The sequence below is a fragment of the Cellvibrio mixtus subsp. mixtus J3-8 genome, from assembly GCF_000766945.1.
Classification (GTDB): domain Bacteria; phylum Pseudomonadota; class Gammaproteobacteria; order Pseudomonadales; family Cellvibrionaceae; genus Cellvibrio; species Cellvibrio mixtus_A.
Genome location: NZ_ALBT01000033.1, coordinates 301,002 through 312,273, shown reverse-complemented (window position 1 = coordinate 312,273; position 11,272 = coordinate 301,002). Strand labels below are relative to the sequence as shown.

Genomic DNA, 11,272 nt, shown 5'->3' with positions numbered 1-11,272 from the left:
CTTTGTGAAACAATCTGTTTGATACTCGCCCTGGCGAGGTCGCGCACTATACGTACCACCCCTCACCCAGGCAAGCTTTATTTGAGAGTTTTTTTACATGAGGGCAATTAGAAAACAAACCGGTTTTTATTCCGTCGATCCGGCTTTTTTTGAACCACCAAAGAGAACTTTAAAACCCTTAATTGCCGGAGCGGATAGCGCATATAAAATAGCAATCGCCAATACACCCTGCTCTTGATAGATAATCAACGATGCAAACACCAGGACTACCAGCAACATAAATGCGAAGGGAACGCGCCCACGAAAATCCATACTCTTGAAGCTGGTGTAATGAAAATTGGAAACCATTAACAACCCCGTCAGCGCCGTAACCACAGCAACAACAACACCCCATGGCGATCCGGGAACAGAGGAGGACCAAACCCATACCATCGCTGCAATAACCGATGCCGCCGCCGGACTGGCCAGACCAACAAAATATTTTTTATCCACAACCCCGATCTGGGTATTAAACCGGGCAAGGCGCAGGGCAGCACAAGCCACATAAATAAATGCCGCCGCCCAGCCCCAACGCCCCAAATCTTGCAAAACCCAGCTAAACACAACTAATGCTGGCGCAACACCAAACGAAACCATGTCAGCCAAGCTGTCATATTGCTCGCCAAATGCACTTTGGGTATTAGTCATGCGGGCCACACGACCATCCATTCCATCGAGGAGCATGGATACAAAAATAGCGATGGCAGCATGGGTAAAATTGCCATTCATGGCTGAGACGATGGCATAAAAACCTGCAAACAAAGCGCCGGTCGTAAATAAATTTGGCAACAAATAAACACCCCGGTGACGCACCTTTTTACCGCCTTCGGAAACTTCCTCTACCAGATCACCAAAAGGCAACGGCCCTTCATTATCCACGGGATCTTGCTTGGCCGGTTCGTTATCCTGCTGATTCATACTTATCTCTCCGATTGCGGGAGCGCCATTTTACACAGTCATAAACAAAAAACGCGGCCTAAGCCGCGTTTTTTATGAGCCTTGAAAAAACCATTAGTTCTTGGTTTGATCAACGATTTTGTTCGCCTGGATCCAGGGCATCATTGCACGCAACTTGGCACCAACCACTTCAATGCCGTGGGCCGCGTTGTTACGACGGGCAGCAGTCATAGAAGAGTAGTTGGTTGCGCCTTCAAGGATAAACTTCTTGGCATATTCGCCAGTCTGGATGTCTTTCAATGCCTGACGCATGGCTTTACGAGATTCTTCGTTGATCACTTTAGGACCAGTCACGTACTCGCCGTACTCAGCGTTGTTAGAAATTGAGTAGTTCATGTTGGCGATACCGCCTTCGAACATCAGGTCAACGATCAGCTTCAATTCATGCAAACACTCGAAGTAAGCCATTTCCGGCTCGTAACCTGCCTCAACCAAGGTTTCGTAACCCATTTTTACCAACTCAACCGCGCCGCCGCACAGAACAGCTTGCTCACCGAACAGATCGGTTTCAGTTTCGTCTTTGAAAGTAGTTTCGATGATACCAGTACGGCCACCACCTACGCCGGAAGCGTATGACAAAGCAGTATCTTTCGCCTTGCCAGAAGCGTTTTGGAATACCGCGATCAGATCAGGAACACCGCCGCCACGCACAAACTCAGAGCGCACAGTGTGACCTGGCGCTTTTGGAGCAACCATGATTACGTCCAAATCTTTGCGTGGAACAACCTGGTTGTAGTGAATTGCAAAACCGTGGGCGAAAGCCAGGGTAGCGCCTTGCTTGATGTTTGGCTCGATCTCTTCTTTGTAGAGTTTTGATTGGAACTCGTCCGGAGTCAGGATCATTACTACGTCAGCCGACTTAACAGCAGAAGCAACATCAGTCACTTTCAAGCCATGGGCTTCCGCTTTTTTAACAGTTGCAGAGCCGGTACGCAGGCCAACAACAACATCAACACCAGAGTCTTTCAAGTTGCACGCATGGGCGTGACCTTGTGAACCGTAACCAATAATGGCTACTTTTTTGCCCTGGATGATAGAAAGATCGGCATCTTTATCGTAATAAACGTGCATAACTGGCTCCTGTTTAGGGTGGTATATGTCGCACCAGCCAATAAGGAGGGGCGACCGATTAAAAGGCCGCCAGTGTAGAGAAACACCTGCATCGCGTAAAATGATATATTCGCAATTCAATATTTCACTTTATGCAACATGGTTATTTATTGCTGATTGATTCTCTATGGATATCACTAAACTTCGACTTTTTTGTGCCCTTGCCAACAGCCTGCATTTTGGTCGCGCAGCGGCCAGTTGCCATGTCAGCCCATCAACATTGAGTCGCAATATCAAGCAGCTCGAAGATGACCTCGGCGTTCATCTTTTTATACGCGACAACCGTTCGGTGATCCTCACCCATGAAGGTGATAAGTTCCTGGATTTTGCCAAAGAAGTGATTCATCAATGGGAGACCTATCAGGAATCCCTGCTAGCCCAAGCCGACCAACTGCGCGGACAACTCAGCATCTACTGCTCGGTAACGGCAAGCTACAGCTTTCTATATGAGATCCTGACCGAATTTCGCGTTAAACATCCGGGCATTGCGATCAAACTGCATACCGGTGATCCGGCACAATCAATTGATCGAATCCTGGCCGGCGAAGAAGACATAGCCATTGCCGCCAAACCGGATAAATTGCCTGCCGGGGTAACCTTCAAACCCATCAACAGCTCCCCGTTGATTTTTATCACTGCTAATAACGAAGACTGGCAAGGGAAAGGCTGGGAGGAAATCCCGGTGATAATTCCTGAAGAAGGTTTGGCGCGTGAGCGATTGGATTACTGGTTTAACTCACTTGGCATCAAGCCAAATGTTTATGCCGAAGTGAAAGGTAATGAAGCAATTGTCAGCATGGTGAGCCTGGGGTTTGGTGTAGGTGTTGCCCCACAAATCGTAGTGGACAACAGCCCCCTTGCCGACAAAGTGAAACGCTTTAATCCACAACCGGATTTAGGCCCTTACGATACCGGTGTGTGCGTAATGGAAAAGCGCTTAAAGAGTCCGATTCTCGCCGCCTTCTGGTCGCAGCTCACTACGGAAAAATAAAAAAACAATCATCAGATAAAACGTACTGCCGCCACGGATATTCAAACAGCTCCGCCAAGGCAGTATTCAGCGCTAGCGAAAGGGCTTACTCAGAAACGAAGAACCAGCCAAACCAAAGCGCCACGGCAAATCCATTGCTTTGGAAATTCCAATGCGGGGGCCATGGATTACATCGACTGGCGCGATAGCGGGCAATAACGTGAATGGTTTTTGGGCGAGGGATCTTCCGTTAAATGCGTGAACAATTTCCAATGCCTGACCTACGCGCCCCGGACCAGAGCAAAGTAATTTTTCAGATTCAACACCGCGACGCGCTCGCATGATGTCCAATCCATGGGTTGGCTGGATTGCGCGAATTAAAACCCCTGCTCCGTGCCCTTCCGGCGCACATACAAAATTCAAGCACCAGTGAATGCCATAAGATCGATAAACATAAGCACGCCCTGGTGGACCAAACATGGATGCGTTGCGCACACTGGGGCCGGAAAATGTATGCGAAGCAGGCTCAGACTGATCGTAAGCTTCAACTTCAACAATAATTCCCCCTACACCATTCACAAAAAATTGTGCTCCGATTAAATGCGGTGCAACTTCATGTGATGGTGCAGAGAAATCAATTATTGAAAGAATATCATTCATCATGCACTCGTTTTATTTGCATCGACAACGGAAGTGGATTTATTGACACTGTAATCTGGAGCATGGTGCCCGGCTTGCGCCTTTTTTAAATCCATCAATAACGCATGTAACATCTCGGTTGATAACCCGTGCAACACCAATCGATAACCCGCACGCAATGTACTCATAGGAACCAATGGATGTTTATTGTTAAGCAACACCAAATGTTGCGGCGAATTTAAAATCGTTGCCACATATAAACCAATGGTTTCATCCAGCTGCAAGGAATTGGATGCACGCCAGAAATCGTTATCGGTAAGAAACAATTGGTAAGTGGGAGTAAACATTTCAATCGCTGTCTGCAAATCAATGCCATTCAGCATTCCATGCGGCATTGACTCAAGTGTAACTTCCGGTTCGCAGATCATGCTGAAATCCGGCTTTTCTACAGGCATCAGTTTTTGATCGGTATCACGCAACGCTTTACCCAAACGAATCACAAAATTAAATAAATTTAAATCGTGTTTTAAAAACAGCTCATCTTTTAATTCATCCAGATTCATGGGTTTTAATGGAGAAGTTTCTACCGTGACTGGCGAATTTGCTGCAATGAATTCCAGAATTTGCGCGCCCATATGAAAATGACGCAACACTAACCAGTTCGCTTCAGGGCGCACACAATATTTCAAACCAGTTGCAAGAATCCAGTGCAGCAATTTGGATGCAGCCCAGTTGCGCGGAACAACCACTTTTAAAACCTGAATTAGTACAATTAGCGTACGCGCGACCGGGCGCACAAACGGCAATAAAAATTGACGCGATGGGGTTTCAGAATCGGCAAGCCAGGCTTTCTTAACATGATCAGGCAGTGGTGTACTTTGATCGAGATACAAAGCCAACCAGGGGTTGGGATCGCGTGGATCAAATTCCTGCGTTAAAAATTTGGGCGTTTTTTCCATCATAAAATATCCAGAAATCAGGCATCCAGAATGTGTTCAAATTGCATCAGGTATAATTGCGCTGTGCGTTTTGCCGTGGCAAGAATTGTATTTGCCGCTTTTGGATTTTTTGCCAATACCAATTCCACTGCCAATAGCCAACGCGCCAAATGATGCTCATCATTTGCGCCATGATATTCCAGAAAGCGAAACGCGCTTGCCGGTAGATCAAGCTGTTTACGCAACAATGGCAACAGCGCAGGCACTATGCGCTGCCCCGTCCCTTCAATAATATAAATCGCGCCTAACAGCCCCAATGGATTTTTGGTAGCCGCCAGAGAGTGCAGATACCTATTTAATGCATCGCCGCCGGGATTGCGCCGCAAATTATCCAATGTTTCAGTACCACCAGCACTGAGATAATCCTCATATAAAATTTTAAAATCGTTTTGTTCTTCGCCGGCATGTGTACTGATTAAATTTGCAAGTTCGGAATAATCCCCTGTCAGCGATGCTACCGCTTCGTGCATCCACTTGCTGCCTTCACGCACTTGCGGCACCCATTGCGCCGTCCAATTACGATAGTCATCCACGGTAAATTGATTGCTGACCAATTTATGAATAATTGGGCTACGCCATACTTCCGAGCGATACTCATGCCAGACACTTGCCAGTGATTGCAATAATTGTTGCAAATGCTGCGGTGCCAATTGCGGATCATGAGGCGGGGCGATATGCATTTCTTGTTGGGCTGGAACAGCAATAGCAGGTGCAACTTGCAATTGCGTATCGGCAGCTTCTACTTCCAACAACATATACGCTGCCGTCATACGGCCAGACTCTGGAATAAAACACAATATTTTTTCGCCGGCGCGCAAGGTGTGTGTCTCAAGAAATTCAGCCAGCATAATAAAAATTGATGCAGAGCCAGTGTTACCGCGCATTGTTAAATTACTATACCAACGTTCGCGCGGGATTGTTAAACCCGCTTTCGCTAATAATTCTTCCACCACCGGTATAAAACGATTGGATGAATAATGGCAAAGGAAATGATCAACGTCATTCGAGTGAACCCAACCATCTTTAACCAGCTTTACATACTCATGAATGCTGACATCAAACAGATGTGGCAACAATCGAATATCTTGCCTTAATGCTAATGCACCTTCCGCTTCTGCCTCGCTGGATGAAGGAAAATCCAGAAATGATTTACTGCGATCTTCCGTTAAACCCAGTTGCATACAAACAGGATAATCACCTGCAAAACTTTTTTGATGCACCCAATTTACTTTTAAACGAAGGCCGTTTTTAGCGTGTGGTTTATCAGTTAACAACAATGCACCGGCACCGTCGGATAACATCCAGCGCAAAAAGTGCGCATCAAAATCACTTTGATAACCGCGCGGCGCAAAGCGGCTTTTTTTGAAAATACGCGAAGGCATTTCGGCAGCAACCACTACTGCGTTTTGATGTGCACCCAGCTCAATAGATTGTGCAGCATAATTAAGGGCCGCGATACCGGATGCACACACCCCTAAACTCGATAAAGTTTCCATCGGGCGCGCGCCCATCTCACCTTGCACCATCGCAGCAAATCCGGGAATCAATGCATCGCTTCCCGTTGAACCCATGGCTAATAAACTGACGCTATCCAGTTTAGTATTTGTACGTTGCAAACAATCTTCAATGGCATTTGCTGCCAGGCGCGCATGAGAGATGACGGTCAAACCATTTTTATCAATCGCGTAATAGCGTTGCTGGATACCATTTTCAGCAAGGATTTTATTTTTGATCCGCAACGAAATGCGGTTAATGGGCGCAATAAAATCATTCATTGCCTCATTATCCACCGGCAGGCCAGGTAGATGGTATCCGGCAGCCTGAATATAGACGCGATTAAAACGGGTAGGCATACATTAATCCTTGGGGTGAAGCGAGCGGCTGCGCCAGCGCGGATGCAGCAACGCCAAACAATAGGTACGCCACATATAACGCAACAATCCTGGCTCATTCAAGCGCGGATCGATTAATAGGCGATATTTTTCCTGCAAAGAAGATAACTCCGACCAATGCGCACGAGGATGCTTATGATGTGCAGTATGTAAACCAATATTAAATAATAACGGGTTAACCCAACCATAAAAATTACGCGCGAAATTTAATGACGAACCACTGCCATCGGCGTGTGCGTGCTGTAAATAATTAGTCGCTAGCAACCAGTGCAGCCCATGCAATTGTGGAATCAACACCAGGATCAGCCAGCTTTTCCAATCCAGCCACGCCAGGCATGCCCACAACAATAAAATTGCCCCATATTGAAACATCGAATAGTAAAAATAAGTGCGATGGAAACGATACAAGCGCTTCATCCAATGAATAAACAACGGATATAAAACAAACGTTGCCTGAACGGGATGCAACAAATAGCCCCAGAGATGATTGGTATCACCGCGAGCACCGGGAAATGAAAAACGATACGTGCGTGCAATATCTTTTTCACTGTGCTTATAGCGGTGATGATTAGCGATATGGGCAGGAAAAAACACAAAGGTTGGATGACCTTGCAAAAAACCGATCCACAAATCCGTAATGCGGTTTAACCAGCGTGATCGCCACATACGAATATGCGTGTGGTTATGGTGAATCACCCCCACACCGAGCGTCAAAAATAATTCCAGAAGATAGAGCGGCCAACTAAAACCATATTGCCATTGCCACACAACCAGTGCTGGCAACAGCAATAAGTACAAAACACTTTGCCAATCCCGCCAATTGCGCATTGTGATTAATCAACTCGCCAGCGATTGATTTGTTTATCCGCCGCATCAAACGGCAATGATGTATTGAACAGCTTATCCATAAACGGGAACATAAAACCGTAGTTACCATTAAAACAGGCGTGATGTAAATGATGGCGGCGGCTGGCATTGTGCAAGACGGTATGTCGCGCCGGACTCCAATCGTAGTTGGAATGACCAATACTGTTAAACAGCAAGCTAAATAATGGCACGGAGAAAAGTGCGTAGACACTAAAATCATGCAGCAACATTGGCAGCAAAATAACATTACCCAGCATGAGCGCTTCTACCGGGTGAAACGCATAGGTGGACCAAGGGGTTGTTACAACCGAGCGATGATGTGGCAAATGAAAACGGCGCAGCCAACGCGTGTGCAACAACCAGTGATTGAGATAGAAATGGATTTCGTTCCAGATTAATAAAACGATGACTTCAGCAATTATTTGTAGAAACGAAGGATTAACAGCCAGCCTTGCCCAGCCCAACTGTAAAAATCCCCACGGGAAAATCATTCCCACACCAAAAATCACAATTGAACTGGCTGACCACAATAACTCACGTCTTAATTGATCTTTCGCTAACGGGCGTGGATCTAATGGTTTACCAATATGCAATCTGGGTAGTAATTGATGCGTGATAAAAATATTTGCAGCACCGAAAAATAAATAGATTCCGCCAAAAAATGCCAAACCCACAGCAGCGATTTCTAACGCGGTGCAATTTAAAATAAATTCACGCACTATTTTACTCGTTAATTGATGGATGAATATAATTTTTGCCATAAACCTGGTGAACAGATTTATGGCAATCAAAAATTACCGTTTAATAAACCGACGCAAACACACAAGCATCGAACCTATTAAAAACAAGGCCATGCTGGATGATTCAGGAACATCCGCTGATGAAAACGTCCACCGCGCCCACACAAAACCTTCCCAGTCGGTAAAGTCGGCAGGTAAATAACTATTGCCCCATGATTCATAATCGACATCGGGCCCAATACCCTCTCCGTTGTATGAAATCGCTGACTTGACCCAGTAGTGAAGCGGATTCTGTTCTCCAAACACATATTCGCTTTCGTTATCGTAAGAAGCTATGGGGCTCAATATATAACATTCACTTGACGAACAACCGGCGGTTAACGAAGGATTCCAACTTAATACGGGATCAGAACTGATCAGCGAGTGCAATGCACTGCTTGCCAGGAAAACTTCGGACTCATCTTTAAATGGAATTCCGGATCTATCAAACACATCGATAAATGTGCCATCCACAAACTCAACATTGTATATAGATCCATTGATTTTTATTCCTTGTGCACCGTAATAGGTTCCATCGTGTTTAAGCAATATAGGAACTGCATGAGCGGATAGCGAAAAACAGATGCTCAAAGTTATTAGCAATTTGAATATTAATTTCTGCATTTATCTACTCCTTAATTATTAGCAATAAAAAAAGCGGGAGTGTGTGCTCCCGCTTTTTTATACCACAATCAATATCTATTACAAACTCAACACTTTCTCACCACGTGAAATACCACACACACCAGTGCGTACGACTTCGATGATCGCTGCATCGCCAACGGCTTGCAAGAATGCATCAAGCTTATCGCTCGCGCCAGTAATCTGGATGGTGTAGAGCGTGCTGGTTACATCCACGATCTGGCCGCGGAAAATATCCACGCAACGTTTTACTTCCGCACGTTGTGCACCTGAAGCTTTGACTTTGATCAGCATAAGTTCGCGCTCAATGTGCGAACCTTCGGTCAGGTCTACCAGTTTTACCACATCAATTAATTTATTGAGGTGTTTGGTGATCTGCTCGATTTTGTGATCATCACCAACGGTGGTTAACGTCAAGCGCGACAGGGTTTCATCTTCTGTTGGCGCTACCGTCAGGCTTTCAATGTTGTAACCGCGTTGCGAAAACAAACCAACAACGCGCGAGAGTGCACCGGGAGCGTTTTCCAGGAGAACAGAAATAATGCGTCTCATCTTATGTGCGCTCCGTTTTGCTCAGGATCATATCACGCATGGATTGCTGGGCAACCTGCATTGGGTAAACGTGTTCGGATTGATCGACCATGATGTCCATAAATACAACACGATCTTTCAACGCAAAACATTCTTCCAATTTTTGCTTCAGTTCTTCGCGTTTGGTGACACGAATACCCACGTGGCCATACGCTTCAGCAAGCTTGATGAAATCCGGCAACGAATCCTCATACAAACTTTCTGCGTAGCGACCTGAGTACTGCATGTCTTGCCATTGGCGAACCATGCCCAACGCCTGGTTGTTCAAACAAATAATTTTTACCGGCAAATGGTATTGGGTGCAGCAGGATAATTCCTGGATACACATCTGGATGGAACCTTCACCAGTCACGCACACAACGGTAGCATCGCGATAAGCAACTTGTACGCCCATCGCCGCGGGCAAACCAAAGCCCATAGTGCCAAGGCCACCGGAGTTGATCCAGCGACGCGGTTTATCAAAGCGATAATATTGCGCTGCAAACATTTGGTGCTGGCCTACATCAGACGTTACGTAAGCATCGCCTTTGGTGACCTCCCAAATTGCCTGGATAACCTCTTGCGGCTTGATTTTATCGCCAGTGGTATCAAAACGATTTTGCGTATAAATACCGTGACGCTCACGCCAATCATTAATTTGTTCCCACCAGGCAGCAAGCGCTTGCGCATCCGGTTTTTCATCACTCTCTTTAATGAGCGATAACATTTCGCTCAACACGCTATCCACTGCACCAACGATAGGGACATCGGCAACCACGGTTTTGGAAATAGACGCCGGATCGATATCAATATGGATAATTTTTGCGTTCGGGCAGAACTTGCTAACGGCGTTGGTAACGCGGTCATCAAAACGTGCGCCTACCGCCAGAATCACATCGCTGTGATGCATCGCCGTGTTCGCTTCGTAAGTGCCATGCATGCCCAACATGCCGAGGAAATTTTTGCCAGTGCCAGGATATGCACCGAGCCCCATCAACGTATTGGTCACCGGGTAATTCAACAGGTCGACCAAATCCTTGAGCAAATGCGATGCATTGCCCTGCACTACACCGCCACCGGAATAGATCATCGGGCGCTTGGCGCCGAGCAGTAGCTGCACTGCTTTTTTGATCTGGCCGGAATGACCGCGCGTTGCCGGGTTATAAGAACGCATTTTTACCTTCTCGGGATATTCGTACGGGAAGGTGTAGAGCGGGCTGGTGATGTCTTTAGGCACATCGATAACCACCGGACCAGGACGACCAGTAGACGCAATGTAATAAGCCTTTTTAACGATGTCCGGAATTTCGCTGGCGTGTTTGACCATGAAGCTGTGCTTCACGATCGGGCGGGAAATCCCGACCATATCGGTTTCCTGGAAGGCATCTTCACCAATCAAGTGACTCATCACCTGACCGGAAATAACCACCATCGGAATGGAATCCATGTAAGCGGTCGCAATACCGGTAATCGCATTGGTTGCGCCGGGGCCGGAAGTCACCAGCACTGAACCGACTTTACCGGTCGCGCGCGAATAAGCGTCTGCTGCGTGGGTGGCCGCTTGCTCATGGCGAACAAGAATGTGTTTAACGTCGCTTTGACGAAAGATGGCATCGTAAATATGCAGGGCAGCGCCGCCTGGATAGCCGAAAAGGTACTCGACACCTTCGTCTTTCAGGGCGCGGATAAGCATATCTCCGCCGGAAAGCATTTCCACAATAATTCCCCTTTTAGGATGTGAATCGCATTTATGCGCGTGTGTTGTTCACCAATTAATTGTTACCAATGACTGTGACAGCCAAAAGTTAT

The 11,272-nt window shown here is 46.6% G+C and carries 11 protein-coding genes; 1 reads left to right on the top strand and 10 read right to left on the bottom strand.

Annotation, left to right across the window (positions count from 1 at the left end):
- Positions 1–126: 126 nt before the first annotated feature.
- Together pssA and ilvC are read right to left on the bottom strand one after the other, a co-directional pair.
- The gene (pssA, locus tag A596_RS02830; RefSeq protein WP_039912495.1) at positions 127–957 is read right to left on the bottom strand and encodes a CDP-diacylglycerol--serine O-phosphatidyltransferase; all 831 of its coding nucleotides are present in this window, start codon (positions 955–957) and stop codon (positions 127–129) included.
- 93 nt (positions 958–1,050) lie between these two features.
- Positions 1,051–2,067 (bottom strand): ketol-acid reductoisomerase, encoded by a 1,017-nt coding sequence (gene ilvC / locus A596_RS02825; RefSeq protein ID WP_039912494.1) that lies wholly within the window; start codon positions 2,065–2,067, stop codon positions 1,051–1,053.
- A gap of 166 nt (positions 2,068–2,233) precedes the next feature.
- Here ilvC and ilvY point away from each other — a divergent pair, with 166 nt between their 5' ends.
- Complete coding sequence (gene ilvY, locus A596_RS02820; protein WP_039912493.1) at positions 2,234–3,097, top strand: HTH-type transcriptional activator IlvY; 864 nt, start codon at positions 2,234–2,236, stop codon at positions 3,095–3,097.
- Positions 3,098–3,169: 72 nt separating this feature from the next.
- On the opposite strand, the gene A596_RS02815 is transcribed toward ilvY, so the two are convergent.
- The 8 genes from A596_RS02815 to A596_RS02780 form a co-directional block, all read right to left on the bottom strand.
- On the bottom strand, positions 3,170–3,736 hold the full coding sequence (locus A596_RS02815) for a DNA-3-methyladenine glycosylase (RefSeq protein ID WP_039912492.1): 567 nt from the start codon (positions 3,734–3,736) through the stop codon (positions 3,170–3,172).
- On the bottom strand, positions 3,736–4,677 hold the full coding sequence (locus A596_RS02810; protein ID WP_200882848.1) for a DUF6999 family protein: 942 nt from the start codon (positions 4,675–4,677) through the stop codon (positions 3,736–3,738). Before A596_RS02810 ends, A596_RS02815 begins: the two co-directional genes overlap by 1 nt.
- 14 nt (positions 4,678–4,691) lie before the next feature.
- Entirely contained in the window at positions 4,692–6,566 is a 1,875-nt protein-coding gene (locus A596_RS02805; RefSeq protein WP_039912490.1) for a StlD/DarB family beta-ketosynthase, read from the bottom strand.
- A gap of 3 nt (positions 6,567–6,569) precedes the next feature.
- Positions 6,570–7,433 carry a fatty acid desaturase gene (locus A596_RS02800; RefSeq protein WP_039912489.1) on the bottom strand — a complete coding sequence of 288 codons (864 nt, stop codon included), beginning with the start codon at positions 7,431–7,433 and terminating at the stop codon, positions 6,570–6,572.
- 5 nt (positions 7,434–7,438) lie between these two features.
- Positions 7,439–8,191 (bottom strand): sterol desaturase family protein, encoded by a 753-nt coding sequence (locus tag A596_RS02795; RefSeq protein WP_039912559.1) that lies wholly within the window; start codon positions 8,189–8,191, stop codon positions 7,439–7,441.
- Positions 8,192–8,266: 75 nt separating this feature from the next.
- Positions 8,267–8,875 carry a PEP-CTERM sorting domain-containing protein gene (locus A596_RS02790; protein WP_039912488.1) on the bottom strand — a complete coding sequence of 203 codons (609 nt, stop codon included), beginning with the start codon at positions 8,873–8,875 and terminating at the stop codon, positions 8,267–8,269.
- Between the two features lie 78 nt (positions 8,876–8,953).
- Positions 8,954–9,445 (bottom strand): acetolactate synthase small subunit, encoded by a 492-nt coding sequence (gene ilvN, locus A596_RS02785; protein ID WP_039912486.1) that lies wholly within the window; start codon positions 9,443–9,445, stop codon positions 8,954–8,956.
- Between the two features lies 1 nt (position 9,446).
- Entirely contained in the window at positions 9,447–11,180 is a 1,734-nt protein-coding gene (locus tag A596_RS02780; protein ID WP_039912485.1) for an acetolactate synthase 3 large subunit, read from the bottom strand.
- Between the last annotated feature and the right edge of the window lie 92 nt (positions 11,181–11,272).